Source organism: Mesorhizobium sp. CO1-1-8, assembly GCF_020164875.1.
GTDB lineage: Bacteria > Pseudomonadota > Alphaproteobacteria > Rhizobiales > Rhizobiaceae > Mesorhizobium.
This window is the reverse complement of the sequence record NZ_JAIUGZ010000001.1, coordinates 613,212-639,749: the sequence shown is the minus strand read 5'-3', so window position 1 is coordinate 639,749 and position 26,538 is coordinate 613,212. Positions and strand designations below refer to the sequence as shown.

The following is a 26,538-nucleotide window of genomic DNA, read 5'->3' as shown; positions in this document are numbered from 1 at the left end:
GACGGACCAGCCGGCTCTGAGCGAATCGCTGGTCTCAACTCGTATGGGCGGCGACAATCTTGTCGACCGTTTCGGGGAAGAAGTCGGGCGCCGCGTGGCGTTTGCCGAACATCATATCGTACTGCAGCAGGCGGAAATCGCGGATCGCGGGATCGATCTCCTTCTGCCGCGCCCAATCGGGCGTGGCCTCGCCAGCCGGCGTCAGCAGCAAATTGCGGTCGACGACACGGTAGCGTTCGCTCATCTCGCCCAGGAATCCAGTGTAGTAGGGATGGCTGATGCCAGCCGTCTTCAGGATATGATAGGGCAGGAAGGCCGGGCTGACGGCGCCCATGTGCTCAGCCGGCCCGGTGCGGTTCGACCAGATGACCAGCGGCGTCTCATGATGCTCGAGGGCAGCCTCGGGCGACGCTTCCTTGCGCGGCGCGACATTGTCCTTCATGAAGCCGGTTTCGACGTAGACCGGTCCCAGCGGCGGCAGATGGTCGCCGAAGAAGGCGATCACGGTGGGGCGCGAGCGTGTCTTTGCCCATTCGACCAGGCGTTCGAGACCGCGATCGGCATCGGCAGAGCCTTCGGCGTAGCTGAGCAGCGATTCGCGCGCCCACTGGCTGATCGGCGCCTGCACCCTATGCGTGGGATTGTAATAGCGGTTCGGCTCGTAGGGACCGTGGTTTTGCAGGCTGACTGCAAAGAAGAACACCGGCTCGTCGCTGGCGTCGGCCTCGCTGATGATCTCGTCGGTCATCGCGGCATCCGATGCCAGTGGCCCGCGCCTTTGCATCGGCGGCAGCGTCTCTTCCGACTTGAAATCGTTGAAGCCGAAATCGGCGTAGACCGCGCCACGGTTCCAGAACCAGTTGGTGCCCGGATGGATGGCGCGCGCCCGGTAACCCTGGCTCTTCAGGAAGGTCGCGAGCGAAGGCGTCGGCGTGCGCACATATTGCTGGTAGGGGATGCTGCCGGCCGGCAGGAACGCGTTGGAGAAGCCGGTCAGCGCCTCGAACTCGATATTGGCGGTCATGCCGCCGAACTCCGGCGAGAACATCGAGCCCGAGCGCAGCGCCCGCACATTGGGGATTGGATCGGGCGTGATGGTGACGCCAGGCAGCTTGGTCGGATCCCAGAAGGATTCGCTCATGACGATGATGATGTCGGGCTTCTCGGCCGGCACCGAGGCGGTCACGTCAGGCCTGGCGATCGCCGCGATCGCCTTGTCGGAATAGCCCGGCGGCGCCGAGACATGCGCCATCGGCACATTGAGCGCAAAGGCCAGCGCGAAGCCGTTGGAGGCATAGTTTTCCTTCTGGTCCCACATGATCGGGATGATCTGCAGCCGGTCCCTGGTCCAGGAGAAGGTGGCGTAGTCCATGATCGAAACGAAGAAGGCAAGCAGCGGCACTGCCAGCGTCAGTCGGGCAAGGCGGCCTTTGTGGCTGAGTGCCGGAACCTTGCGGCGCCACAGCCGCCAGCCATAGACGAGCAGCGACAGGCCGGCGACGATGCCGACGACCATGGCGAGCGCGGTCATCGGCCGGTCGCGCACCAAAAGCGGCAGCAGCGCGAAGATCTGGCGGGCATAGAGGAAATCGGTCGGATAGAGCGGATCGCCGAGATAATGCGATTTCTGGTGTCCGACGAAGGCAAGGGAAAGCGTCAGCGGCGCGACGATCATCAGACTCTGGTGGCTGCGGCCGAGCACCGCATCGAGGCCGATCAGGATCAGCGCGAACACGACGATGGTGGTCCAGCCCGGCTTGAGCGGCTGCAGGAAGAAGGAGACCGTGCCGGCAAAGTCGCCGCGCACGATCAGTTCGATGGCAAACACCAGGATGGCGGCGATCGCCAGGCTGATCAGCCCATAGCGCACGACCGGCCATCTCCTGCCGGGCAGATAGCCGGTGGAGGGATCGTCTTCCAGGAACTGTGCCGCTGCCTTGCCGGCGCGTTTGTAACTCTTCGCCACTTTAACTTCCCCACCCAGCGACAACACGTCACTCGATTGTCATGGAATTGTCACGCAAAGCTAGCGCCTGTGGCCAAAATAAGAAGAGCCAGCAAACGAATCGTGAGCGGTTTTCATCAGGAGTGATCGCCAAAAAGCCTTTGGGAACAGGCACTCGGCAGGCAAAGTGGACGCCGGGCAGCGGCGAACCGGGCTTGACTTGGCGGCCTGCCTTGCGTCACAGGCAAGAAAAATTCGTCTATCAGGCAAGCAAAACCAGCCCTTGGGAGCCCGCGCATGGCCGTTGCATTCACCTTTCCTGGACAAGGCAGCCAGGCAGTCGGCATGGGCAAGGATCTCGCCGACGCCTTTCCCGAGGCGCGCAGGATCTTCCAGGAAGTCGACGACGCGCTCGGCGAAAACCTGTCGAAGCTGATCTGGGAAGGGCCGGAAGAGACGTTGACGCTAACCGCCAACGCGCAGCCGGCGCTGATGGCAGTGTCGCTGGCCGTGATCCGGGCGCTGGAATCGCGCGGCTTCTCGCTGAAAGGCAAGGTCGCCTACGTCGCCGGTCATTCGCTGGGCGAATATTCGGCGCTCGCGGCCGCTGGCTTCGTTTCGGTTGCGGATGCCGCCAGACTGCTGCGCATCCGTGGCAATGCCATGCAGGCGGCGGTGCCGGCGGGCGAGGGCGCCATGGCGGCGATCATCGGATTGGAACAGGCCGATGTTGAAGCCGCTTGCGCGGAAGCCGCCAAAGGCTCTGTCTGTCAGATCGCCAACGACAATGGCGGCGGCCAACTGGTCATTTCCGGCGCCAGGGCCGCGGTCGAACTGGCGGCCAGACTGTGCACGGAAAAGGGCGCCAAGCGCGCGCTGATGCTGCAGGTGTCCGCGCCCTTCCATTCGGCGCTGATGGCGCCGGCCGCGAACGTCATGCGCGAAGCCCTGGCCGGGGTGGCAAGGAACGCGCCGGTGGTTCCCGTCCTCTCCAATGTCACGGTCAGCCCGAGCAGCGATCCGGACGAGATCGCCCGCCGCCTGGTCGAACAGATAACCGGCCGCGTACGCTGGCGCGAGACGGTGGAATGGTTCGGCGCAAATGGCGTCACCACGCTTTACGAGATTGGCGCCGGCAAGGTGCTTTCAGGATTGGCGCGGCGCATCAACCGCGATATCGCCACCGCGTCGGTCGGCACCTCGGCTGAGGTCGAGGCGGCCATGGCGGCGCTCTGACTTGAATTCCCGGTTATGCGGTTGTACATGAATACATGTATTCGCGGGAGATCGTCATGCCTACATCCATACGACTGGCCCCTGAAATGGAGGAGCGTCTAGATTTCCTTGCGGCCAGGACCGGTCGGAGCAAGGCTTACTATCTGCGCGAACTCATCGAACGCGGCATCGAGGAAATGGAAGATTACTACCTCGCGGCCGAAGTTCTGGAACGGATCAGGCGTGGCGAAGAGGAAGTCGTAAAGGGCGAGGACTTCTGGCGTGGCCTGGACGCTTGAATACGCTTATTTAGCGCGCAAATTTGTCGAAAAGCTGGATCCGCAAACGCGTCATCGTATCCGCGATTTCATCGAAAACCGCATCGCAGGACTCGACAATCCTCGTGAGGCCGGCAAGCCGCTGAAAGGCCCCCTCGCGACTTTTTGGAGATATCGGGTTGGGGATTATCGCATTATCTGCGATGTGCAAGACAACCGGTTGGTCATTCTGGTGGTAACGATAGGTCACCGCGGTGACGTCTACAGATAGTCGCCCGCCCGACTGAGAGAAGGAAAAGACATGTTCGAATTGACTGGCCGCAAGGCGCTCGTCACCGGCGCATCGGGAGGCATCGGCGAGGCGATCGCCCGGATGCTGCATGCGCAGGGCGCGATCGTTGGCCTGCATGGCACCCGCGTCGAGAAACTGGAAGCGCTGGCTAGCGAGCTTGGCGACCGGGTCAAGCTGTTCCCGGCCAATTTGTCCAACCGTGACGAGGTCAAGGCGCTCGGCCAGAAAGCCGAGGCCGATCTCGAAGGCGTCGACATCCTGGTCAACAACGCCGGCATCACCAAGGACGGGCTGTTCGTGCGCATGTCGGATGCCGACTGGGACACCGTGCTCGAGGTCAACCTGACGGCCGTGTTCAGGCTGACCCGCGAACTCACCCATCCGATGATGCGCCGCCGCCATGGCCGCATCATCAACATCACCTCGGTGGTCGGCGTCACCGGCAATCCCGGCCAGACCAATTACTGTGCCTCAAAGGCCGGCATGATCGGCTTTTCCAAATCGCTGGCACAGGAGATCGCCACCCGCAACATCACCGTCAACTGCGTCGCCCCGGGCTTTATCGAATCGGCGATGACAGACAAGCTCAACGACAAGCAGAAAGAGGCGATCATGGCGGCGATCCCGACGCGGCGCATGGGCACCAGCGTCGAAGTCGCGTCCGCCGTCGCTTATCTCGCCTCCAACGAAGCCGCCTACGTCACTGGCCAGACCATCCACGTAAATGGCGGCATGGCTATGATTTGAACGAGGTTCGGCACCAACGCCGGCGGGTTGTGAAAAGAGACCATTTCGGCTTGGACCTCAGCTATTTTTCGTGTAATGCGGCCCGCAACCCGGCGGTTCGGGCAAAAACCGGTCCGTAGTCGTTGCGTTTCCGGCAGGACCATCTTTCAGCTTGATTAGCGGCATTCTGCCCGCTAACGAAGACAGACAAACAAAAGACGAGGATGCCCAAATGAGTGACACCGCAGAGCGCGTCAAGAAGATCGTCATCGAGCACCTTGGCGTCGATGCCGACAAAGTGACGGAGCAGGCGAGCTTCATCGATGATCTGGGCGCCGACAGCCTCGACACGGTCGAACTCGTCATGGCGTTCGAAGAAGAATTCGGCGTCGAGATTCCCGACGACGCCGCCGAGACCATCCTGACCGTCGGCGATGCCGTGAAGTACATCGACAAGGCATCGGCCTGACGCTTTCCGCAGTCATCACCGGGGAGGACCTGCGATGAGGCGTGTCGTCGTCACGGGCCTTGGGTTGCTGTCGCCGTTCGGCATGGGCTTTGAGCACAGCTGGAAGCAACTTCTGACCGGCAGCAGCGCTGCCAAGCGCATCACCGAGTTCGAGGTGGAGGATCTTGCTTGCAAGATCGCTCACGTCATTCCGCGTGGCGACGGCAGCAATGCCACCTTCAATCCCGAGGCCGTGCTCGAGCCGAAGGAATTGCGCAAGATCGGCGACTTCATCCTGTACGGGATTGCCGCCGCCGACGAGGCGCTGAAGGATTCCGGCTGGGAACCCAAGACGCATGAAGAGCAGTGCGCCACCGGCGTCCTGATCGGCTCCGGCATCGGCGGCATCGAGGGCATCGCCGAGAACGCGATGATCCTCAAGGAGCGCGGCCCGCGCCGCATCAGCCCTTTCTTCATTCCGGGCCAGATCATCAATCTCGTCTCTGGGCAGGTTTCGATCCGGCACGGGCTGAAAGGCCCGAACCATGCCGTCGTCACGGCCTGTTCGACCGGCGCGCACGCCATTGGCGATGCTGCCCGGCTGATCATGTGGGGCGACGCCGACGTGATGGTCGCCGGTGGTGCCGAGGCGCCGGTGACGCGGCTGTCGATCGCCGGCTTTGCCGCATGCCGGGCGCTGTCGACGGAACGCAATGATTCGCCGCAAACGGCGTCGCGGCCCTATGATCGCGACCGCGACGGCTTCGTCATGGGCGAGGGCGCCGGCGTTGTCGTGCTCGAGGAACTCGAACACGCCAAGGCACGCGGCGCCAAGATCTATGCCGAGGTGACGGGTTATGGTCTCACCGGCGACGCGCATCACATCACGGCGCCCGCCGAGGATGGCGATGGGGCCTTCCGTTGCATGACGGCGGCACTCAATCGGGCCAAGTTGACGCCTGCCGATGTCGACTACATCAACGCGCACGGCACCTCGACAATGGCCGACACGATTGAGCTCGGCGCTGTCGAGCGGCTTGTCGGCAATGCGGCATCGAAGATTTCGATGTCGTCCACCAAGTCGTCGATCGGCCATCTGCTCGGGGCGGCCGGTGCCGCCGAAGCGATCTTTTCGATCCTTGCCATCAGGGACAATGTCGCGCCGCCGACCATCAACCTCGACAACCCGGAGCGCGAAACCGCGATCGACCTGGTGCCGAACAAGCCGCGTGCCCGCCAGATCGACGTGGCGCTGTCCAATTCCTTCGGCTTTGGCGGGACCAATGCGTCGCTGGTCTTCCAGCGCTACAATGGCTGATCGTCCGGCTGCCGGGCGACGCTTCGGCGTGCCGTCAATTTTGCCATATTCGCCCCTACTCTGCCGCTGGGGATTCGTTGGGCGATCAAACGGTAGGGCGAAATGAACACAAATCCGGCAGGCAACGGAGAATTCGGGCAACGGCCGGCGACGTCCGGACCGATCGTGCCGAAAACGGCCAGCGAGGCGTTGCGGCCGGAGGCCGGCACGCCGCCGCCGAAGCGCTCGCGTGCATCACGCAGCCAGGTCGTCGTGTTCATGAACTTCGTCATCTCTTCGGTGATGTTGATGGTTCTGGCCGCCGGCGTCGCGGTCTATTTCGGCAAGCAGGAATTCACCGAGCCCGGCCCCTCGGCCAACGGCGACACCTTCCTGGTCAAGCCGAACACCGGCGTCCAGGATATCGCCGACCAACTCGAGCGCCGCGGACTGATCAGCGATGCCCGGGTATTCCGTCTTGGCGTGCGGGCCTTCGGCAATGATTCCGCGCTGAAGGCCGGCGAGTACGAGATCAAGCCCAGGGCTTCCATGCGCGACATTATGGAGCTTTTGAAGAGCGGCAAGTCGGTGATGTATTCGCTGACCGTTCCCGAAGGGCTGACGGTCGAGCAGGCGCTGCAGCGCATCGCCGACGAGCCTGCCTTGAGCGGCGACATGCCGGCAACCACGCCGCCGGAGGGCAGCCTCGCCACCGACACGCTGCGTTTCACGCGCGGCGCGACACGCCAGCAGATGGTCGACAAGCTGCTGGCGGATCAAAAGAAGCTGGTTGACGATGTCTGGCAGCGGCGCGCGCCGGACTTGCCGCTGGCCAACGTCGAAGAGTTCGTTACGCTGGCGTCGATCGTCGAGAAGGAGACGGGCAAGGGTGACGAGCGTTCACGGGTTGCCGCCGTCTTCCTGAACCGGCTTGCCAAGGGCATGCGCCTGCAATCCGATCCGACCATCATCTACGGGCTGTTCGGCGGCAAGGGAAAGCCGGCGGACCGACCGATCTACCAGTCGGACATCCAGAAACAGACCCCCTACAACACCTATGTGATCAACGGCTTGCCGCCGACGCCGATCGCCAATCCGGGTCGTGCAGCGCTGGAGGCGGTGGCCAATCCGTCGAAGACCGACGACCTCTATTTCGTCGCCGACGGCACCGGCGGGCACGTCTTTGCCGCGACGCTGGACGAGCACAACGAGAATGTCGCCCGCTATCGCGCGCTGCAGAAGAAGCAGGCCGATGACGCCGCCAAAGCCGCCAAGACGACCGGTGCCGACGACAGCAATGCCGTCAAGCCGACTGACAGTGGGCCGACTGACAGTGGGCCGACCGGTGGGCCGGCTGACGGCGCCGAGGACAGCGGCGGTGACGCGGGCGCTGCCCAGTAGAATGAAGAAAGGCGTTGCCCGACAGGCGACGCCCTGACATTTGGAAGAGCGCCGCGCGTCCGATTTCGACACGCCTGCGGCGCAGTCATTTTCAAGCCGCACTTGCTCCTGTCCCGGAAAGCCGGTTCGGGGCGATGTGCCAGGGACGTGTGGGCGACATGAATTTGCAGAGCATGACCGGTTTTGCACGTGCCGTCGCCGAGCACGAAGGCACTTCGATCGCCTGGGAGGTCAAGTCCGTCAACGGCAAGAGCGTCGAGGTACGGCTGCGGCTGCCGCAAGGCTTCGAGCGGTTGGAACCGGCTGTCCGGCAGATACTTCAGAAGCGTTTTGCACGCGGCAATTTTCAGGCGACGCTGACCATCGGCCGTGCCGTCGGCGCGCAGGCGCAGCCGGTCGTCAACGAAGCCTTCCTGAAGGACCTGGCCGGGCTCGCCAAGCGGCTGCAGGAGCAATTCGGCGTTGCTCCCGCGACGTCAGATGGACTGCTTTCGCTGCGCGGCGTGCTCGACATTCCCGAAACTGTCGAAACCGATGAGGCAAGGACCGCGCTCGATGCAGCGATCATGACCGCGCTCGAAGTGGCCCTGAACGGGCTCGAACAGGCACGGCAGGGCGAAGGGGCTGCGCTGGCTTTGCTGTTGTCGGGTCATATCGACACAATCGAGGCGCTGACGCTGCGGGCAGAAGTGGATCCATCCCGCGAGACGGCGGTAATCCGCGAACGCATCGCCGAGCAGGTCAGGCTGCTGATGGACGCTTCCGCCAACCTGGATGCCGCCCGACTGCACATGGAGGCGGCGTTCCTGGCCACCAAGGCCGATATTCGCGAAGAGATCGACCGGCTGAAAACGCATGTCGCATCCGGCCGGGCACTGCTGGTGGGCGGCGGCGCGGTCGGTCGCAAGCTCGATTTTCTGGCACAGGAATTTAACCGCGAATCGAATACGCTGTGTTCCAAGTCGAATGCCGCCGCCGTCACCGCGATCGGGCTGGACCTGAAGGCGGTGGTCGACCAGTTTCGTGAACAGATCCAGAATCTGGAGTAGCCGATGGTTGCCAAGGATTTGGGGTCCCGCATTCGCCGCCGGGGCCTGATGCTCGTCCTGTCGTCGCCATCCGGCGCCGGCAAGTCGACGATCGCGCGCAATCTTCTGGAAAGCGATTCCAGCCTCGAACTGTCGGTCTCGGTCACCACCAGGCCGCGCCGCGGAAGCGAGATCGAAGGCGTCCACTATCATTTCCGGACGATGCGCGAATTCGAGCGGCTTCGTGATTCCGACGCGCTGCTGGAGTGGGCCGAGGTGCATGGCAATTGCTATGCGACACCGCGCGAACCTGCCGAACTGGCGCTGTCTGAAGGGCGCGACATGCTGTTCGACATCGACTGGCAGGGCGCCCAGCAGCTCAAGGAGAAGATGCGCGCCGACATTGTCTCGATCTTCATCCTGCCGCCATCGATGAAGGAGTTGAAGGCACGGCTGAAGCGCCGCGCCGAAGACCAGGAGGCGGTGATCGAAACGCGGCTGAAAAACGCCCGCAACGAGATCGAGCACTGGAAGGAATATGATTTCGTCATCGTCAACGACGACCTCGACCGGGCCTTCGCCGAAGTGCGCGGCATCGTCGTCGCCGAGCGGCTGAGACGCGATCGCCGGCCGGGCCTGTTCGATTTTGTCTCGGGACTGTTGGACGAAAAGACTGGCTGAACCGGCTACGGTGTGGCAGCCGGGTAGTTGGATATACGCATGCTATCGGCCAGCGTCAGATGTTCGACGATCTGCACGATGTCGGTCCATTCGATCTCAGGATAGTGCTCGCGCATTCCAGACAGCATGACATCCCTTGGCCATTCGCTTTCCCGCCCGAGAAAGGCGGCAGCTTCCGACAACGGCATCTCCGTACAGCGCGTAACCCACACGATGGCTGTCGATGTGGTGTCACCATCGCAGACATAGCGCATGTAACCCGGCACGATCGTCACTTCGCGCCAGCGTATGGTGGACGTCTTTTGCCCAGCCACAACAAGCGGGAAAAGTCGAGGCACCACCCCAAGTTCCTGCATGTCAATCCTCATACCGCATTGGTCAGCCGCACGAATTCCTCGACGCTGAGCGTCTCGGCGCGGCGCGTCGGATCAATGCCGGCTCGTTCGAGAAGAGCCTCGCCACCGAGGCTCTTCACGCTTTGCCGCAGCATCTTGCGACGTTGGCCGAAGGCGGCTTCGGTGACGCGGCCGAGTTTCTTCACCTCGGCGGGCAGGGGCGTCGTGCGCGGCACCAGATGCACCACCGAGGAGGTGACCTTTGGCGGCGGCGTGAATGCCTGTGGCGGTACGTCGAAGGCGATCCTCGCCTCCGTCCGCCAGCCGGCAAGAACCCCCAGCCGGCCATAGCTGTCGCTGCCGGCGGGCGCGACGATGCGCTCGGCCACCTCGCGCTGGAACATCAAAGTCATCGAGGTGTAGAAAGGCGGCCAGTCGCTGACCGTCAACCAGCGCACCAGCAGCTCCGTGCCGATGTTGTAGGGCAGGTTGGCCACGATCTTGACCGGGCCGCCATTGCCGGTCGCTCGACTGGCAAGTGCCACGAAATCCGTCTTCAGCGCATCGCCGGAAACAACCTCCAGCCGGCCGGGATAGTGGTCGGACACTTCGGCAAGAGCAGCCAGGCAACGTTCGTCACGCTCTATGGCGATCACGTGGCGCGCTCCGTTGGCAAGCAAGGCGCGGGTCAGCCCGCCGGGACCAGGGCCGACCTCGATCACTGTTGCATCGGACAAGTCGCCGGCGGTGCGGGCGATCTTGCCGGTGAGGTTGAGGTCGAGCAGAAAATTCTGGCCGAGCGCCTTCTTTGCCTGCAGCCCATGACGCTCGATCACCTCGCGCAGCGGCGGCAGTCCGTCGATGCTCATGCCTGCGGTCTCATGCGGCAACTGCCTTCGTGTTTGTGTCGGCCAGCCGTCGGGCAAGCTTCAGCGCCGCCATCAAGCTGTCGGGCCGCGCCACGCCCTTGCCGGCGATGTCGAAGGCGGTGCCGTGGTCGGGCGAGGTGCGGATGAAGGGCAGGCCGAGCGTGACATTGACCGCCTCGTCGAAAGCCAGCGCCTTGGCCGGGATCAGCGCCTGGTCGTGATACATGCAAAGGGCTGCGTCGTAGCCGGCCCGTGCCCGGGCGTGGAATAACGTGTCGGCCGGCAGCGGGCCGAAAGCGTCAACCCCTTCGGCACGCAGGATGTCGACCGCCGGGCGCACGATTCGCTCGTCTTCGAGACCCATGGCGCCGCCTTCGCCGGCATGCGGATTGAGCCCGGCAATAGCGAGCCTCGGCTTGGCGATGCCGAAACGGCCGGTGAGGTCGGCGGCGGTGATGCGCGCAGTGGCGACAATCAGTTCAGTGGTCAGTGTCTTTGGCACCTCGGCCAGCGCGATGTGGATGGTGACGGGAACGGTGCGCAGGTCGGGGCCTGCCAGCATCATCACCGGCATCGCCTCGACGCCGCTGTGCCGGGCCGCCAGATGCGCCAGATATTCGGTGTGGCCGGGAAAGCGGAAGCCGGCGTCGTAGAGCGGCTTCTTGGCGATAGGGCAGGTGACCACGGCCGAGGCTTCGCCGGCAAGGCAATCGGCGACGGCGCGGTCGATGGCCTCGATGGTGGCGGCCGCATTGGCCGGATCCGGCCGGCCGGGGTTGTCGATGCAGCCGGCGGCCAGCGGAACGATCGGCAAGGCGCGCGCAAAGACCTGCGCCGCTTGTGCCGGTGTGGCTTCGACGATCGGCAGCGAGATGCCGAGCAGGCGCGCCCGGGAAGCAATCAACGCCGGATCGGCGAGCAGGTAGAAAGGGGGCAGGGCGGCAGCTACGCGCGCCATAAAGGCGGCGATGGCGATCTCCGGCCCAATGCCGGACGGATCGCCGGCGCTCAACGCGAGCGCAGTGACTGCGTTGCCCACGTCAGCGCTTGACGATGCGGGCTTTTGCCTTCAGCTCGTCGACATATTTCTTGCTGAGCGCGTCGGCATCCTTGTCGCCGCCGGAGCCTTCGGCCTGGAACGCCATCTGGGCAACCTTGTCGTCGGACACTTCGCGCGACGAGCAGATGCCGATGAATTCGACGCCGCGCTCGGTTTCGCGCGTGACGGTGGCACCGCCGACCTTGGTAGCCTTGATCTGCTCGGCCCAGTCCGGCGGCAGTTGCGGCGCGAGCACCCGGCCCAGATCGCGAACGGTGACGTCGATCAAGCCCTTGGCGAATTCGCGCGTCGTGTTGCAGCCGTTGAACCGGGCGCGCATGGCGTCGGCCTCGCGCTTGCGTTTGCCCAGCGTCGCGCTACGTTCAGCCGCCGGCACCACGAAGATGACTTGCTGCAGCATGTATTCGGTGGCGCTCGGTTTGGTGCCGCCTTTTTCGAGCATCTTCCTGACGAGATCCTGTTCGCTGACGGCACCGGTACCGTCGCCGGAACGATAGCGCGCGCTCAAGGCCTGGTTCCAGGCCATCTGGGCGCGGATGAATTCCTTGAAGTGGCTCTTGCCGACGCCCGACTTCTCCATGACGCCGTCGAGTTGGCTGAGCTGCATCTTGTTGCTCGAGGCAAAGCGCTGATACGCGGCATCGACCTGCGCCTCGCTGATGCGGATACCAAGCCGCTTGGCCTCGGCCATACGCAGCGTCTGGTCGATCATTTCTTGGCCGGCATCGCCCTTCTTGCGTTGCAGCTTCAGGAAGGCGGCGCGATGGGCGATGTCGCCGGTGGTGACCGGAATGTCGTTGACGACGTATTTGATCTCGCTGGCGAAAGCCGGTGGCGTCATTGCGGTCATCGACACGGACGTCGCCGCCACGAGCAACGCGAAACCTGCTGAAAAGAGGTATTTCCTCATCGTTGGCATCCCAATTCTATCCCGGTCCCGCCCAATTTCATCTTTCCAGGTGCGAGAAATCCGTGCCAGCCCTATGCGGCGAAACGATGTCGCCGATTGTTACTGGATCGTGTCGATGGCACTGGTCGACGAGCCGAAATCGCCGAGGGTGCGGAACGACAGATTGAAGCCGATGGTCTGCGACACCTCCCTGGTGTTCAGATCGCGCGACTGCGAGTAGGTCATCAGATAAGTGAAGCAGGAATCATTGTAGGCGAAGCCCACACCGTCCTTGACCAGCAGGCTTTGCTGCAGGTCGTAGGTTCCCGTGCCGAAGACGCGCCAGTTTTCGGCGAGATGCGTCGATGCACCAAGCGTGACCTCGTGGCGGTCGGTGGTGAAGCCGTACAGTGGCTGAGCCTGGATGAAGGCGTATTTGGCGCTCAGCGACACAGGCAGGCCGGAATAGGCGGCCTTCACCTCGGCGCGGCGGATTTCGAAGCTCTGTTCGTCGAAACGGCCACTGACCGAGGCCGCAAAGCCGTTGGGGCTGTTGATGCCGAACAGGCCGACATAGTCGGACTTGGCCGTGTCGAGACCGGAATAGGCACCGACATTGACCAGATCCGGCGCGGCGAACGAGTTCTCGCCGCCAATCTGGTAGGATTGGCCGAAAATGGCATTGGTGCCCCAGCCATTGTTGTACGAGCCGGAATAGCGGAGGCCGACATTGGCCCGCGAACCGCCTTCAACGCGGTCGTAACCGGAGAATTTGTCGCGTTCGAACAAGGTAGTCGCATCGAAGACCATGCTTTGGGCGTCTTCGTTGGGCACTGAGAGGCCGCCGACATATTGCTCGTTCGGACGCATAAAGACCTGTGCCATCGGTTCGATGACATGGCTGGATCCGCTGGCCATGGAGAACAGCACCGGCCAACGCATCTCGAGGCCTGCGGTTGCCATGTAACGGGCAAATGACGAGCGCATATCGGCCTGCTCGCCCAGATTTGTCCCCATCTGGTTGACGGCGTCTAGCGAAGCCGACGACGCGTTGAGATAGTCGCCGTCGCCCTGGAGCGCGAGCAATGGTGTCAGCACCAGCCCGCCTTCGGTGACGAAGCTCCGCTTCCACTCGGCCTCGGCGGTGAGACGGCCTGATTCGCCTTCGATACCGGGGACACGCTGTGTGGGGGTGGAGAACGTGTCATCGAGCTCGTCGCGGCGGATGACACGCGCGTTGACATTGAGCGACAGTTGGCCGCCGGCCACCGACGCATCAGGAATATAGGCGTAGTCGAGCGACGGCAGCACCCAGGGCTGTTGTCCGCTTCGCGCGGAGGCGTTGTCGTCAGGCGTATCTTCCTGCACATCGAAATGCATGGCGCGCACGTCGAAATAGTTGCGGCCGTTGAGACCCGTCAAGTAGACCGACGACTGGTGGACGCTGCTATTGTACTTGTCGATGCCGTAGGTGTTCGAAAAGTTCTTGTCGGTCTGCAGCAGCACGTCCCAGCCGAAGTTCCAGCGTGAGTTGATGGCGAACTGCCCTTGGGTACCCATCATGCCGCGGAATTTGTTGGGGTCGCCGGCGCTGCCCGAGTTGACGTTGTGGCCAGAGCTGGAGGGGAAGGCAGTGGTGTCGAGGAAGGCGTCGGGATTCTGCTGGTGTATCCCGGCGATCTTCAAGCTGTACTCGCCATTGTTGAAGCGCTGACGCCACTCGGCCTCACCGAGGAAACCCTGCCTGGTATAGCCGGTGCCGGTGACGGTCAGGTCGTAGGTCGGCGCCAATGCGAGGTAATAGGGGACTTTCACGCCGACGCCGAGATCGCTCTTGTAGATGATGCTCGGGATCAGGAAGCCGCTCTTGCGCTTCACCGTCGGGTCGGCAATTTCGAATGCAGGCAGATAGGCAAGCGGAAAACCGAAGAACTCGAAATTCGCATTCTCGAAGCGAACCGTCTTCTTCTCGCCGTTCCAGATGATCTTCTTGGCCTTGACGCGCCAGGTCGGCGCTTTGTCCGGCTTATCCTCGCACGGCTCGCAGGCGGTGTAGACGCCATTGTGGAAGGTGGTCAGCACGCCGCCCATGCGTTCGGCGCTTTCGGCGGCGAAATAGGCCTTGTCGATGGTCTCGACCCGCAACGCGTTGACGAAGCCGTCGGCGAAGTCATCGGTGATGTCGATATGCTGCGAATTGATCTTGGTGCCGTCGCTGTTGATGACTTCGACGTTGCCGCTCGCCACCATCCGCTTGGTGTTGCGGTTGTACTCGACCCGCTGGGCGACAAGGCGATTGCCACCGTAGTCGATCTGCACGCCGCCAACGGCGGTCACCGTCTGATTGTCGTTGTTATAGACCAGCGTATCGGCGGCCAGCAGCATTTGCGAGCCGGCCGGAACCGATGTCGCCATGTCGCCGACATCCTGCGCAAGCGCCGGTGCCGGAACGGCGTAGGCAAGCACGCACGCCAAGGCGGTCGCCGCATAGAGGCGCGCCAAACCGGCCTGCCTGTTGCTGGGCAAAAACGCCTCCCTCACTAGCCGTCTTCCTTGTATAGCAGGAAAGTCACCCCGAAGAACATGGCCACCATGACCGGTACCCAGGCGGCTACGACAGTCGGCACGAATCCCGCCACGCCGAATGCCTTCACCAGCACCGAAACGACATAAAGCAGAAAGCCAGCGATGATGCCACCCAGAATCATCGTCGCCGACTGTCCCATCCTAGCAAATCGCATTGAAACCGTTGCCGCGATCAGCGTCATGGCGACGAGAAGGAACGGCAACGCCACGAGCGAATCAAACTGCATGGCAAAGGCATTTGCCTTGAGGCCGAAGGAGCGGGCAACCTCGATCTTTCCGGGCAGGTCGTAGAAGGGGATGGTTTCGGGGCGCGCCAGCCGCTCTTGCACGAATTCGGGCTTGAGATTGGTCGGTACGCGATCGGTTGCCGATGCCTGGATCGTGCCGTTCTGGAACGTCTTGACGTCCTGCAATTCCCAATAGCCGTCGCGCAGGAAGGCACGGGCGGCGTCCTTGCGCTCGACGATGTTGCCTTGCGGGTCGAGAATGAAAAATACGACATCGGCCATTTCCAGGCCCTGGTTCAGGATGGCCCGCGCACCGATGATGGTGTCCCCCGAACTGGTTTTCTGCCGGATCCAGGGCGTGGCATTGGCCGAGACCGTATTCGATTTGCCGGAACGCAGCTGGGTTTCGATCTGCTCGGACCAGGAGAATGCGTGCGCGGCGAGCGGATTGATAACGCCAACCGACAGGACGCCGAACAGCAAGGCTCCGATACAGCAGGGCAAGAGGAACTGCCAGGCGGAAACACCGGCGGAACGCGCGATGACCAGTTCGTAGCGCCGGTTCAGCGACACCAGCGTCGCCATTGCCGAGAAGAGACCGACGAACGGCACCGTCTGCAGCATGATCATCGGCATACGGAGGCCGGAAATGGCTACCGCCGTGCCGTAGGTGAAGCCGGGCAGGCCGGTGGTGCGTCCGGACAACTCGGTGAAATCGATCAGGAACACCAGCGCCAGGAGACCGATGAAGAACCAGACGGTGATCGTCACATAGCGGAAGAAGAAATAGCGGCCCAGTGTCCAGCCCATCAGCCGACCCCTTGCCCTGATGCGCCGCGCCTGGACAAACGCAATTTGAAAGCATTCCAGCTGTCAGCGATGCGCGTGGCGAAGTTTGTCATCCAGTCCGCCCAGGTCACGGGCAGTTCCAGTGTCCGGTTGGAGACGATGAACCAAATCGCCACGGCGGAAGCCACGATCGGCACACCATAGACCATATACGCATATTGCGGGATCTCATCCGCCTTGCTGGCGGCAAAAAAGCCCAGCCAACGCACGAACAGCGATATCGTGATCGCAGTGATCAGCGGATTGACGCGCGCCTCGCGGTGCGAGCGCGCATCCCCGGCGACCGCAAGCGCAATCAGCGCGAAAACCATGGAATAGGTCCATTCCGAGAACCGCTGGTTGACTTCGGCCCGGTATTCGTAGGGGTTCTGCTGATAATACTTGTCGTTTGCAGCCGGGTTGAGAAGGTACTGTGTCGTCTGGTCCTTGGGTAGGAGCGTCACCGCCGAAGCCGCGGCCATGAAGGCCGACATGTCGAAGGCATAGGAGGTGAAGCGGATGACGGAGAGATCGCCGGTCAGCGTTTTGCGATGGATGACGCCGTCATTCATCATCAGCACCTTTTCGCCGCCGCGTTCGACGATGCTGCCGGTCTTGGCGTAGTAGACGAGGTTGACGCCTTCTTCGCGCGAATCGGCCACGAAGATGCCGCCCAGCCGATTGTTGGGAAGGCGTTCGCCGACCTGCAGGAACAGCCCGTCGTCAATCTTGCGGAAGGTGCCTTCCTGGATGATCAGCGACAACAGATCCGCGCGCGACGACGCCACCAGGGCCCGGTTCTTCTGCCGTGCGTAAGGGTCGATGCCGTTGTCGATGGCAAAGGAAAAAACGGCGGCGGCGAGCGCCAGCAACATGATCGGCCGCACGATCGTCCAGCGCGAGGCCCCCGCGGCGTTGACGACGGCGAGCTCGGAATCCGAATTCATGACACTGAGTGTCTGTGCGACCGCCACCACCAGCGCAAAAGGCACCACGATCGGGATGATGGACGGAAGGATGAGGGCGGCGACTTCGAAGAAGGTTAGCGCAGACTGGCCGCTGTCGGTGACCAGATCTATCTTTGCCAGCACCTGCGTCGTCCATACGATCGCCAGCGTCCACACAAGAGCGGCCATGAAGACCACGAAAGCGCGGCGCATGATGTAGCGTTCAACGACCTTCATGAAGGCTTTTCTCGATTTTTTCGAACGGCATCATGCCACCGCACAAGGTAGCTGTCCGGCAGCGCCTGCACAACTGGCTCATCAGATGGTCTATCCGGGTTCTGTCCCATATCACGCCCCCCCGGCTGGGCGGAGTGTCGGCGGGAATGGATAAGAAAGGGCGAACATCGATGGTTAACAACAGGTTGCGGCAAAAAGCGGGGCCGTGCCGCGACGAATCGTCATCGATTCCATAGGTCATATGGGATGCCAATTCGGCAAAGTCTTGCCAAATGCCGGAAAACGACCAAATGTCGCGCATCGTTTCGAACCGCTTCCCCAAAAGTCGCGCATTCCCTGAAAGCAGGACATGATGAATCAAAGACCGTCGATCGCCTTCGCCAAATTTTCCGGCTCCCAGAGCGCGGTAAACAAGAAGGGCACGGTCTTCGTGCTCGCGGCGGATGAGGGCGGCCTGAGCGACGTCGCCAAGGCCGGCGATCCCGGCAAGACACTGGAGCGGGCCTTTCCCGTGGCTGAGTTCACGGGCAAGTTCGCCAGCACGGTGGAAGTTCTGGCGCCGCAGGGAGCGTCGCTCGACAGACTGGTGGCGATAGGCACCGGCAAGGTATCGGGACTGGACGAATATGCGTGGCTGAAGCTTGGCGGTACCGTTGCCGCGTCGCTCCGCAAGGCGACCGAGGTTGCGGTGGTCCTCGATGTGGTCGGCGCCTCGCCGAGCGCGAAGGACGCGGCAAGCCTTGCCGCGGGCATTCTCCTGCGCAGCTATTCCTTCGACAAGTACAAGACCAGGAAGGACAAGGACGACGGCAAGGCGGAGCCGAAGAAGCCGGTCAAGGTGACCATCCACACCGCCGATCCGGCCGCTGCGAAGAAGGCCTTCGCCGATGCCGAGGCGGTGATCGACGGCGTCCTTCTGGCGCGCGACCTCGTCAACGAACCGGCAAACGTGCTTGGGCCGGTCGAGTTCGCTGCCCGCGCCAAGGAACTCGAAGCACTAGGAGTCAAGGTCGAGATATTGGCTGAGAAGGAAATGAAGAAGCTCGGCATGGGCTCGCTGCTCGGTGTCGCGCAAGGCTCGCCGCGCGGCGCCCGCATGGCGATCATGCAGTGGAACGGCGGCAAGCCGAAGGACAGCCCGATCGCCTTCGTCGGCAAGGGCGTCACTTTCGACACCGGCGGGAATTCCATAAAGCCGGCCTCGGGCATGGAGGATATGAAGGGCGACATGGGCGGTGCCGCCGCCGTTACCGGCCTGATGCATGCGCTGGCGGCCCGCAAGGCGAAAACCAATGTCGTCGGTATCATCGGACTGGTCGAAAATGCCGTCGACGGTCATGCCCAGCGTCCCGGTGATATCGTCACTTCGATGTCGGGCCAGACCATCGAGGTGCTCAATACCGACGCCGAGGGCCGCCTCGTGCTGGCCGATGCGTTGTGGTACTGCAACGACCGCTTCCAGCCGAAATTCATGGTCAATCTGGCGACGCTGACCGGCGCCATCATGGTGGCGCTCGGCCAACATTATGCCGGTCTGTTTTCCAACAATGACGAACTGGCCGAAAAGTTGGCGGCGGCGGGGCAGGCGACGCAGGAACGGCTGTGGCGCATGCCGCTCGGCGCCGAATACGACAAGCTGATCGATTCCAAGAACGCCGACATGAAGAACATTGGCGGCCGTTTTGGCGGCGCCACCATCGCGGCGCAGTTTCTGCAGCGCTTCGTCAAGGACACGCCATGGGCTCATCTCGACATTGCCGGCACGGCGATGGGGGCGCCGTCGAACGAGATCAACCAGTCCTGGGGTTCCGGTTTCGGCGTCAGACTGCTCGACCGGCTGGTGCGCGACAATTATGAGCAGTGAACGGGTTCAACCACTATAGGCTGAAGCGATGGCCGACGTCCTGTTCTACCACCTGACCGAATCGACGCTGGAGGATGCGCTGCCAGGGCTCCTGGAGCGCAGCATCGACCGTGGCTGGCGCGCCGTGGTGCAGACAGGCACCGAGGAACGCCGCGATGCGCTAGACCAGCATCTTTGGACCTTCCGCGACGATTCGTTCCTGGCGCACGCAACCGATCGTGAGGCTCATCCCGGTGAACAGCCGATTCTGTTGACCACCGGCGACGGCAATCCCAACGATGCCAGGATAAGGTTCCTGGTCGACGGCGCGGCGCCGCCTGACCTTGGCGGCTACGAGCGCGCGGTGTTCCTGTTCGATGGCCACGATGCCGCCCAGCTCGAGGCGGCGCGAGGGCACTGGAAGGTGATGAAGAGCGCTGGCCACGCCGTCACCTACTGGCAACAGACGCCAGATCGCCGCTGGGAGCGCAAGGCGTAAAGCAGGTCGCCTTAACGAGACCGAGGCAGGTCGCCTGACCGTTCAGTCGACCCGCTTTTGGACCAGTGACCTGTCGCGGATGAAAGTCTCTACTGCTTTGCCTTGATCCGGCTCTGTTTGCGGCTGACGTAGTCGCCCTGTTTCAATTTCATGAACGCGTCCGCAAGGTTGCGGTGCGAACTCCTGAATACGTACCATTCGCCATCCGGAACCCGGCGCTGGTAGAGAATCCTGCCTGCCTGGCGATGTTCGAAACAGGAAAGAGCGTTGGAGTCACCTCCGGCTCCGTGCCATTTTGCGCGGAAGCACAGCTTGCCTCCTCCCGGAATGAACCAGATGCCGTCACCGTAGCCCAGCTTGCGCGCCTTGTCCGAGGTCCAGGCACTGAACTGACGGCGCTGGACGGCAAAATATCCAGCACCCTCCCGATCCCAGAGCCACGAGCGGTTCTGATACATCTGGTAGATGCCTTCGTCCGGCACCACCTCTGCCCGCATGGCCTGTTCGGCGATTTTCGTCGCCGTCTTGGCCGTTGCGGGAGGCTGGAAAGCAAACAGACCAATGGAACAGGCAAGTGCCGTTCCGATACAATTGCCCAGTACTCGTTTCACAACCCCTACCCCTACCGTTACGCCACGCCAGTTTATTGGAACGCCTGGAACCGGATGATTTCAGGTGGAATCCTGAAATCTGCATCCGCCACTAAATCAAGGAAATGGAGCATGATGCTCGGACAGATGGTGCCCCGTTTGTCCGAAAAACCGCTTCTCAATTTTCAGCATCATGCTCTAGGGCAAGACATGCTGGGTCACCCTCCAGTCGGGCAGACCATAGCCACCCAGCCACGGCCACACTTCCTTCTGGTTGAAGTAGACGACCGAAGTCAGCGCCGGGAACTCCGCATAGGATTTGCGGCTATCGTCCTGCCACTTCGAGACATAGTCCTGCTTTCCGACATAGCCGAGTTCCGCAACGACGATCGGCTTGTTGAACACTGCAACGCGGTCATAACCGGGCTTCAGCAACTCAGCGAAGGTGCGGTCACGACCGGCCTCGTCATCATCTTTTTTCTGCAGACCGAATACCGACAGGCCGATGACGTCGACATAATCGTCGCCGGGGTAGTATTTTTCCAAGCCCTCTTCGCCTTTGGGAGACCACATGTACTTGGCGGCGGGGGCAGCCTTGCGGCAGATGTCGACTTCGCGCTTGTAAGCGGAAATCCAGTCCTTGGGAGCCCAGTTGGCCCAGGTGAAGCGGCCGTTCTTGTCCTCCATTTCCTGCGCCCAGCGAATGGTCACCGGGCTCTTCATCTGTCCCACCAGGTCGCAGATCGCCTGCATGTTGGCGTCATATTTGCCGCTCAAAATACCATCACGCAATTCGGGCGGGGTGATGCGCCAGTCCTTGGACCATGTCCACGGCTCAATCGTGATCAGAAGCGAGCGGCCGCGCTGCAGCGCGTAAGCGTCGGCCAGCGGCAGCGTCGACAGATCGACGTCTTCCCAGGGCAGGAACAGCTCTTCGATGCTGGCGCTCTTGTCGGTGCTGAAGTCCCCGTAGGGATCATAGGAACCGAACGCCGACGCAGCGCTGCTCGTCTGAACGGGGTCGGTCGCGGTTACGGAGCCGGCCCCTCCCGCAGTAGGGAAGGCGGCGCTTCCGCCCAATACCAGTGCGATTGCAAGTGCCTTTGCCGCGGAGTTTGTCATCATATATTCTCCCATGGCCTCGACTTCTCGTGGAAGTTAAGGCTTCGCCCGTGCGCATCGATACATGATCGACGCGGCTACCCAAAAACCTATCGGCTCTATTGGGGGAATCTGCGGGATTTCGGAGCGATCATTGGCGGTTGTGCGAACCTTCGCACGGAGCCCACCCAAAATTACTTCTCAAGGCGCCAACACAGAAGGAGCCGTCGAGAGAGTTTCGCCGCGATACTCACAAATTCGCGTCAATATTCCGATATATCATCCCTGTCTAATTTAAGAGCCGGACCGACCAAAGAGTCAAGCGCAATTAATGGTTGCTTAACCATGATGCTCGCAACATGGTTAACGCTGCCTTGAGCGGGTCGTCCTTCGGATAGCCTCGGCCCCTTCGACGGATTCTCCAACGCTGAAACTTTTGCCGGCTGTGATTGCAGTGCTGGTCGGGGGAGACGTCCACGGAATTACCCTCCCGATTCAAGATGTTAAGTTAACCAATTCGCAAGAAGTATAGTTAACCAACACTTAATTTAGTTGACTCTAAGATACCTGAGTGGATTCTAAGGGCGGGTTTTCAAGGCTCGTCAGCCGTCGTTCGGCTGATGCTCGGGTGGCGGCGGTAAGTGTATGAGTGTTTCCGCGGACGTGGGGATCATCAGCGGCAAGACCATGCCGAAACGGGGGCAGGGGGCGCTTCTGGGCGACGGGGCGGAGAAGCCTCCTTTCCTGGTGCCCGTCCTGTCGGGCACCCAGCAGTGGATCTGGAAGCTGGGACTTGCCTGCTGGTCGGTAACATTCGGATTTTTCTGGTGCTGGTGGCTGCAGCCCGGGCACATCGAACACGTCATTCCGTACATGCTGGCGACATTGACGCTCGTATGGCTGACGTTCATGCCGATGTATTTTCTCTTGAACGTGCATGCGATGAAAAAGCCGTCCAGGCTTCACACGATCCCGGAATGTTCGCGGGTCGCGATGGTGGTGACCAAGGCTGCGTCCGAACCGTTTTCGGTGGTTGCGCGAACGCTCGAAGCGATGCTGGCGCAGGACTGTCCGCATGATACCTGGCTGGCCGACGAGGACCCGTCCGAGGAAACGATTGCCTGGTGCGATGCCCATAACGTCATGATTTCGACGCGGCGCGGGCGGGAAGATTATCACCGCAAGGTGTGGCCCCGCCGGACGCGCTGCAAAGAGGGAAACCTGGCGTTCTTCTACGACCACTATGGCTATGAGCGCTACCACTTCGTCGCTCAGATGGATGCGGACCACGTCCCGACACCAACCTATCTCAGCGAAATCCTGGTCGCCTTTGCCGACCCGGCGGTTGGCTATGTATCGGCGCCGAGCATATGCGACAACAATGCCGCTGAAAGCTGGTCGGCACGCGGCCGGCTGTTCCCGGAAGGGATGTTCCACGGACCCTTGCAGTCCGGCCATACGGGCGACGGAACGCCGCTCTGCATCGGCTCGCACTATGCCGTGAGAACCGCAGCGCTCAAGCAGGTCGGCGGCCTTGGCCCGGAACTGGCCGAAGATCACTCGACGTCCATGCTGTTCATCGCGGCTGGTTGGCGCGGTGTGCATGCCATAGACGCCATTGCCCATGGCGACGGCCCGCAAACCTTTGCCGATCTTGTCACGCAGGAGTTCCAGTGGTCGCGGAGCCTGATGACGATCATGCTCGAATACTCGCCCATATACCTTTCCAAGCTATCGCCACGGCTGAAATTCCAGTTCCTGTTTCGCCAGCTCTGGTATCCGCTTTTCGCCGTGTTTTCGCTTGTCATGTACGTCATGCCTATGTACGCGCTTCTGACGGGGAAGAGCTTCGCCAATGTGACGTATGTTGATTTCCTTTTATACTATGCGCCGAACTCTATTTCCCTGATTATGCTGGTGATGTTGCTGACGGCCTTCGGCCTGTCGCGCCCGCTCACCGCCAAGACGATCAGTTGGGAGGGAATGTTGTTCTCATTCTTCGCGCGTTGGCCGTGGGTGCTGGCGGGCACGCTGTCGTCGATCCGTGATTATGTGACCAAGTCGTTCGTGGATTTTCGTGTTACCCCCAAGGGCAGTGGCCCGAAAAATCTGCTGCCTGCCCGCGTCATCGTTCCGTATGTGGCACTTGCAATCGGAGCTTCGCTGCCGGTCCTTCTAGTGGACCGCGCTTCGGATGCCACCGGCTTCTACTGGTTCGCTGCCTTCAATGCGTTCGTCTACGGGCTGCTTGTGGTCGTAATCATCACCAGGCACCTGGCGGAAAACAGAATTTCGTTGCGGCGCAACGTCGCGAAACTCGCCTTGCAGGCCTCGCTCGCTGGCGTTGCGCTCTTCGTTCCGGGCGCTGCGTTTTATGACCGCGGCCTGGAAGGCATATATGGGCTCCAGCAGGGAGCAGGCAGTGTGCGCATCGTCAGCGTGGCCTATCCGGTTTCCGGAGCCGGGCGTGGCGGGAGCGGAACCCGCACATTCCATCTTGACCCCGCCTGGGATCGGGCAAGTGTCAGATAGTCTGGAAGAGCCTGGCGGCCCGCCAACTCAGGGATTGCCATGACAAAACATCCAGGGAGCGAGTGAACCTGGCACTCGGAAAATGGCAGCGGCTCTGAGATTGCACGTAGCATCAGGCCCTTTGCTCTTTCGGTTGTCCTCGCGGTTATGCACGGAACGGTCAGATGGGATTGAAGACACAGCCCGGTTCACAAGGTCCCAAGCGCTTTCTCCGCGCAGGCCTGCTGATCGCTTGCACCGGGTTTTTCGCCTGGATGCTTCTGGGTGTCTACCGCGGCTTCATCATCGATCCCCAATCGACGCTCCAGGGTCGCTTGGCCTCCATCCCCAGCGGAATAGCGTCAAGCTACCATGATCTGATTTTCATTTCGTCGCTGACGGCAGCAGCCCTGCTCCTGCTTTTCCTGGCAAAGGCCAATCGCTTCTTCGGCGTCGTCGTGGTCATCACTTTCTATCTCGCCATCCTGATTTCGCTATGTTGGGGTTTTGCCAACATCAATCTCGTCAAAATGCTGAGCGAGCCGTTCACTTTCCAGTGGTTGATCTATGGCGACTTCCTGCAGAATGCCGACGCCAAGAACGCCATAGGTGACGCGCTCAACCCAAGGGATTTCGCATTCTCGTCGTTGTCCATAGTTCTGGCGCTGGTCTTGGGCTACGCAACAGCAGGGCTGTGCCTGCGGCTGGCGGGAACTGCTCGAGCGGTATTGCTGGGGGCGCTTTTCCTGTGCGTCGGTGCTGGACTGGTCGGCACCGGATACCATGTTCGCGCGACGGCCCTGCCGGAGGCAAAGGTTGCCAACCCTATCGTGTACTTCGTTGAATCGGCCCTGTTCAGCCCGACCCCAGTCGTTTTCGCCGCGAATACCGGGGTGGACGTTGACGTCGCCAGCGTTGGGGAACGTCCGGCGGAGACGTCCAGCTTCAAGGTGCAATCACCAAACCCGATAAAGAACGTGCTGGTTTTCATGATGGAATCGGTGCCATCCCGATACGTCGAGACATTTGGTGGAAAGTATCCTGTTACACCAAACATAAAGAGCTACTCAAGTGACTCGATACGCTTCGACAATATATATGCGCATACTCCCTCTACAAACTATTCGATATTCTCGCTGTTCAGCTCGATGTACAATGACATATCTTACTATGGAATGACCGCGAGCCATCCGGATCTGCCGCTGAGTTCAATCTCCAACACTCTGACCGCGAGCGGCTTTCGCACCGGATTTTTCTGGAGTGCGGATTCACGGTTCCAGCGCGTGGATGAGTTTCTGCTCAACAAGGGGCTTGATGTCATTCAGGACTACCGCGGGCAGAAATGCGACATTCCCACATTCAAGCTCAGTTCCAAGGAATGGAAGAATTTCGACTACAACAGCGATCTCTGTACCGCTCAATCCGTCATCAACTGGGTGAATGAGGATGCCGAAAATCCCTTCTTCGCGGTGATGTTTACGGCGATGACCCATTACCCCTATCTCATCGACAGCCCGCTGTTTACGGCGATGAAAGAGACCCCCCACCTCTCTGACAGCTCGAAAGTTCGCTATTCAGATGACGAGAAGTTCAACGCCTACCTCAACGCGCTGAAGGTCGGTGACCAGGCGTTGGGACAGATCCTCGATTCACTCAAGCAGTCCGGCAAACTCGATTCGACGCTTGTGGTCATACTCGGCGACCACGGCGAAGCGTTTGGAGAGCATGGGAACTACGTCCATGCCAGTGCTCTCTACGAAGAAAACATCCATATCCCGCTTATCATGATCAACAAGCAGCTTTTTCATGATGACGTCGCACATTCTGTCGGTGGGATTATCGACATAGCCCCGACCATCCTCGATATACTCGGCCTTCCTCTTCCAAAATCCTGGCAGGGTCACAGCTTGTTCAGCGAGCAGCGGCCGAACAAGACATTCTTCTTCATTCCCTGGAGCGGTTTCCAATTCGGCTACCGCGAAGATGATCGGAAGGTCATCTTCAACGCGACCACCGGCAGCATCGAGGCGTATGACCTCAAGACGGATCCTGCGGAAAAGGTCAACCTCATCAAGGCTGGCACCGGCGATCGCACCGCCATCCTGCAGCCGATCGCGGGATGGGTACAGTCGCAGAAGCGCCGCGTTGCCGATATGATCGCCGATGCGGCGAAAGATGTGGCGCGTTGCAGGATTGCCAGCCTCGAGATCGACGCGGCCGGCACCAGTTTCGATGGTCCCCCTCGGCTCGACGTGCTTGTCGACGGAAAGCCGGTTGGACAGGCGGTCGTCCTGGGGACGGAAAGCACGGCGATCACGGCAGGATCGATCGTCGCGGAGTTGAAGGCAGCGTCCGCTCATACCGTACCATTTCGCTTCAATCTAAGCGCCGTGCCCAATCCGCGGAAAATCGAACTCCGCTATGCCAACGACCTCTGGGCGGGACAGGGCAAGGCTGGCGATCGCAACCTTTTCATCAAGAATATCAAGATAGACGGCCGAGTGATGCCGAAGAGCAAGCTGCATGTCGACAACAAGACTGTAGGGTTCATCGATGACAGCGGGACCAGCATGTTCAACAGCGGCTCGCTGTGGGTCAGCGGTCCATTTGTCGAGGGGTGCATGTAGCGGCATCGGCTCCCTGGAGCGGGCCGCCGCATCCAGCCACTGCCGGCGATAAGGATCGCCGGCCCCTTTTTGTCGGCT

General features: G+C 61.4%; 24 protein-coding genes. 13 read left to right on the top strand and 11 right to left on the bottom strand.

Going from position 1 to position 26,538, the window contains the following annotated elements; all coding sequences use genetic code 11:
• Positions 1-34 precede the first annotated feature (34 nt).
• Positions 35-1,990, bottom strand: a complete 1,956-nt coding sequence (locus LB558_RS03270) for an LTA synthase family protein (RefSeq protein WP_263494513.1) — start codon at positions 1,988-1,990, stop codon at positions 35-37.
• Positions 1,991-2,242: 252 nt separating this feature from the next.
• Between LB558_RS03270 and fabD the strand changes: the two genes are divergently transcribed.
• From fabD to gmk, 9 genes are all read left to right on the top strand, one after another.
• Positions 2,243-3,181, top strand: coding sequence for an ACP S-malonyltransferase (gene fabD / locus LB558_RS03265; RefSeq protein ID WP_224696175.1), 939 nt, complete (start codon positions 2,243-2,245; stop codon positions 3,179-3,181).
• A gap of 56 nt (positions 3,182-3,237) precedes the next feature.
• Positions 3,238-3,459, top strand: coding sequence for a ribbon-helix-helix protein, CopG family (locus LB558_RS03260; protein ID WP_224696174.1), 222 nt, complete (start codon positions 3,238-3,240; stop codon positions 3,457-3,459).
• A complete protein-coding gene (locus LB558_RS03255; RefSeq protein ID WP_224696173.1) occupies positions 3,443-3,709 on the top strand; it encodes a type II toxin-antitoxin system RelE family toxin in 267 nt (88 codons plus the stop codon). Before LB558_RS03260 ends, LB558_RS03255 begins: the two co-directional genes overlap by 17 nt.
• 30 nt (positions 3,710-3,739) lie before the next feature.
• Positions 3,740-4,477, top strand: coding sequence for a 3-oxoacyl-[acyl-carrier-protein] reductase (gene fabG / locus LB558_RS03250; protein WP_023813762.1), 738 nt, complete (start codon positions 3,740-3,742; stop codon positions 4,475-4,477).
• 211 nt (positions 4,478-4,688) lie between these two features.
• Complete coding sequence (locus LB558_RS03245) at positions 4,689-4,925, top strand: acyl carrier protein (RefSeq protein ID WP_006203723.1); 237 nt, start codon at positions 4,689-4,691, stop codon at positions 4,923-4,925.
• A gap of 34 nt (positions 4,926-4,959) precedes the next feature.
• Positions 4,960-6,222, top strand: coding sequence for a beta-ketoacyl-ACP synthase II (gene fabF, locus LB558_RS03240; RefSeq protein WP_224696172.1), 1,263 nt, complete (start codon positions 4,960-4,962; stop codon positions 6,220-6,222).
• A gap of 102 nt (positions 6,223-6,324) precedes the next feature.
• A complete protein-coding gene (gene mltG / locus LB558_RS03235) occupies positions 6,325-7,602 on the top strand; it encodes an endolytic transglycosylase MltG (protein WP_224696171.1) in 1,278 nt (425 codons plus the stop codon).
• A 158-nt stretch (positions 7,603-7,760) separates the two neighbouring features.
• The gene (locus LB558_RS03230) at positions 7,761-8,651 is read left to right on the top strand and encodes a YicC/YloC family endoribonuclease (RefSeq protein ID WP_224696170.1); all 891 of its coding nucleotides are present in this window, start codon (positions 7,761-7,763) and stop codon (positions 8,649-8,651) included.
• A gap of 3 nt (positions 8,652-8,654) precedes the next feature.
• On the top strand, positions 8,655-9,311 hold the full coding sequence (gene gmk, locus LB558_RS03225; RefSeq protein WP_013532512.1) for a guanylate kinase: 657 nt from the start codon (positions 8,655-8,657) through the stop codon (positions 9,309-9,311).
• A gap of 5 nt (positions 9,312-9,316) precedes the next feature.
• Here gmk and LB558_RS03220 read toward each other — a convergent pair whose 3' ends face one another.
• The 8 genes from LB558_RS03220 to LB558_RS03185 all read right to left on the bottom strand — a co-directional run bounded on the left by LB558_RS03220 (position 9,317) and on the right by LB558_RS03185 (position 17,590).
• Entirely contained in the window at positions 9,317-9,667 is a 351-nt protein-coding gene (locus LB558_RS03220; RefSeq protein WP_224696169.1) for an ASCH domain-containing protein, read from the bottom strand.
• 8 nt (positions 9,668-9,675) lie between these two features.
• Positions 9,676-10,515, bottom strand: coding sequence for a 16S rRNA (adenine(1518)-N(6)/adenine(1519)-N(6))-dimethyltransferase RsmA (rsmA, locus tag LB558_RS03215; protein WP_224696168.1), 840 nt, complete (start codon positions 10,513-10,515; stop codon positions 9,676-9,678).
• 10 nt (positions 10,516-10,525) lie between these two features.
• Positions 10,526-11,554 (bottom strand): 4-hydroxythreonine-4-phosphate dehydrogenase PdxA, encoded by a 1,029-nt coding sequence (pdxA, locus tag LB558_RS03210; protein ID WP_224696167.1) that lies wholly within the window; start codon positions 11,552-11,554, stop codon positions 10,526-10,528.
• Between the two features lies 1 nt (position 11,555).
• On the bottom strand, positions 11,556-12,494 hold the full coding sequence (locus LB558_RS03205) for a peptidylprolyl isomerase (protein WP_224696166.1): 939 nt from the start codon (positions 12,492-12,494) through the stop codon (positions 11,556-11,558).
• A gap of 90 nt (positions 12,495-12,584) precedes the next feature.
• Positions 12,585-15,005, bottom strand: a complete 2,421-nt coding sequence (locus LB558_RS03200; protein ID WP_224696165.1) for an LPS-assembly protein LptD — start codon at positions 15,003-15,005, stop codon at positions 12,585-12,587.
• Complete coding sequence (lptG, locus tag LB558_RS03195) at positions 15,005-16,090, bottom strand: LPS export ABC transporter permease LptG (protein ID WP_206517367.1); 1,086 nt, start codon at positions 16,088-16,090, stop codon at positions 15,005-15,007. Before lptG ends, LB558_RS03200 begins: the two co-directional genes overlap by 1 nt.
• The gene (lptF, locus tag LB558_RS03190; protein WP_224696164.1) at positions 16,087-17,289 is read right to left on the bottom strand and encodes an LPS export ABC transporter permease LptF; all 1,203 of its coding nucleotides are present in this window, start codon (positions 17,287-17,289) and stop codon (positions 16,087-16,089) included. Before lptF ends, lptG begins: the two co-directional genes overlap by 4 nt.
• Positions 17,276-17,590 carry a hypothetical protein gene (locus LB558_RS03185; RefSeq protein WP_224696163.1) on the bottom strand — a complete coding sequence of 105 codons (315 nt, stop codon included), beginning with the start codon at positions 17,588-17,590 and terminating at the stop codon, positions 17,276-17,278. The genes lptF and LB558_RS03185 overlap by 14 nt, the downstream gene beginning before the upstream one ends.
• A 51-nt stretch (positions 17,591-17,641) precedes the next feature.
• On the opposite strand from LB558_RS03185, the gene LB558_RS03180 reads away from it, so the two are divergent.
• Positions 17,642-19,153, top strand: a complete 1,512-nt coding sequence (locus tag LB558_RS03180) for a leucyl aminopeptidase (protein WP_224696230.1) — start codon at positions 17,642-17,644, stop codon at positions 19,151-19,153.
• Positions 19,154-19,181: 28 nt separating this feature from the next.
• Positions 19,182-19,631, top strand: coding sequence for a DNA polymerase III subunit chi (locus LB558_RS03175; RefSeq protein ID WP_224696162.1), 450 nt, complete (start codon positions 19,182-19,184; stop codon positions 19,629-19,631).
• A gap of 89 nt (positions 19,632-19,720) precedes the next feature.
• On the opposite strand, the gene LB558_RS03170 is transcribed toward LB558_RS03175, so the two are convergent.
• Together LB558_RS03170 and LB558_RS03165 are read right to left on the bottom strand one after the other, a co-directional pair.
• On the bottom strand, positions 19,721-20,242 hold the full coding sequence (locus tag LB558_RS03170; RefSeq protein WP_224696161.1) for a DUF995 domain-containing protein: 522 nt from the start codon (positions 20,240-20,242) through the stop codon (positions 19,721-19,723).
• A gap of 177 nt (positions 20,243-20,419) precedes the next feature.
• Positions 20,420-21,343: a glycoside hydrolase family 26 protein gene (locus tag LB558_RS03165; RefSeq protein WP_224696229.1), complete on the bottom strand. Its 924-nt coding sequence runs from the start codon at positions 21,341-21,343 to the stop codon at positions 20,420-20,422.
• 624 nt (positions 21,344-21,967) lie between these two features.
• Here LB558_RS03165 and LB558_RS03160 point away from each other — a divergent pair.
• Together LB558_RS03160 and LB558_RS03155 are read left to right on the top strand one after the other, a co-directional pair.
• Positions 21,968-23,854, top strand: coding sequence for a glycosyltransferase family 2 protein (locus tag LB558_RS03160; protein WP_224696160.1), 1,887 nt, complete (start codon positions 21,968-21,970; stop codon positions 23,852-23,854).
• Positions 23,855-24,018: 164 nt separating this feature from the next.
• Entirely contained in the window at positions 24,019-26,460 is a 2,442-nt protein-coding gene (locus LB558_RS03155) for a sulfatase-like hydrolase/transferase (protein ID WP_224696159.1), read from the top strand.
• Positions 26,461-26,538 lie beyond the last annotated feature (78 nt).

Coding starts and splice junctions, on each gene's coding strand:
- fabD (WP_224696175.1), top strand. CDS start 2,243: ATGGCCGTTGCATTCACCTTTCCTGGACAAGGCAGCCAGGCAGTCGGC.
- LB558_RS03260 (WP_224696174.1), top strand. CDS start 3,238: ATGCCTACATCCATACGACTGGCCCCTGAAATGGAGGAGCGTCTAGAT.
- fabG (WP_023813762.1), top strand. CDS start 3,740: ATGTTCGAATTGACTGGCCGCAAGGCGCTCGTCACCGGCGCATCGGGA.
- LB558_RS03245 (WP_006203723.1), top strand. CDS start 4,689: ATGAGTGACACCGCAGAGCGCGTCAAGAAGATCGTCATCGAGCACCTT.
- fabF (WP_224696172.1), top strand. CDS start 4,960: ATGAGGCGTGTCGTCGTCACGGGCCTTGGGTTGCTGTCGCCGTTCGGC.
- mltG (WP_224696171.1), top strand. CDS start 6,325: ATGAACACAAATCCGGCAGGCAACGGAGAATTCGGGCAACGGCCGGCG.
- LB558_RS03230 (WP_224696170.1), top strand. CDS start 7,761: ATGAATTTGCAGAGCATGACCGGTTTTGCACGTGCCGTCGCCGAGCAC.
- gmk (WP_013532512.1), top strand. CDS start 8,655: ATGGTTGCCAAGGATTTGGGGTCCCGCATTCGCCGCCGGGGCCTGATG.
- LB558_RS03220 (WP_224696169.1), bottom strand. CDS start 9,667: ATGCAGGAACTTGGGGTGGTGCCTCGACTTTTCCCGCTTGTTGTGGCT.
- rsmA (WP_224696168.1), bottom strand. CDS start 10,515: ATGAGCATCGACGGACTGCCGCCGCTGCGCGAGGTGATCGAGCGTCAT.
- LB558_RS03205 (WP_224696166.1), bottom strand. CDS start 12,494: ATGCCAACGATGAGGAAATACCTCTTTTCAGCAGGTTTCGCGTTGCTC.
- lptF (WP_224696164.1), bottom strand. CDS start 17,289: ATGAAGGTCGTTGAACGCTACATCATGCGCCGCGCTTTCGTGGTCTTC.
- LB558_RS03185 (WP_224696163.1), bottom strand. CDS start 17,590: ATGCGCGACATTTGGTCGTTTTCCGGCATTTGGCAAGACTTTGCCGAA.
- LB558_RS03180 (WP_224696230.1), top strand. CDS start 17,642: ATGAATCAAAGACCGTCGATCGCCTTCGCCAAATTTTCCGGCTCCCAG.
- LB558_RS03175 (WP_224696162.1), top strand. CDS start 19,182: ATGGCCGACGTCCTGTTCTACCACCTGACCGAATCGACGCTGGAGGAT.
- LB558_RS03165 (WP_224696229.1), bottom strand. CDS start 21,343: ATGACAAACTCCGCGGCAAAGGCACTTGCAATCGCACTGGTATTGGGC.
- LB558_RS03160 (WP_224696160.1), top strand. CDS start 21,968: ATGAGTGTTTCCGCGGACGTGGGGATCATCAGCGGCAAGACCATGCCG.
- LB558_RS03155 (WP_224696159.1), top strand. CDS start 24,019: ATGGGATTGAAGACACAGCCCGGTTCACAAGGTCCCAAGCGCTTTCTC.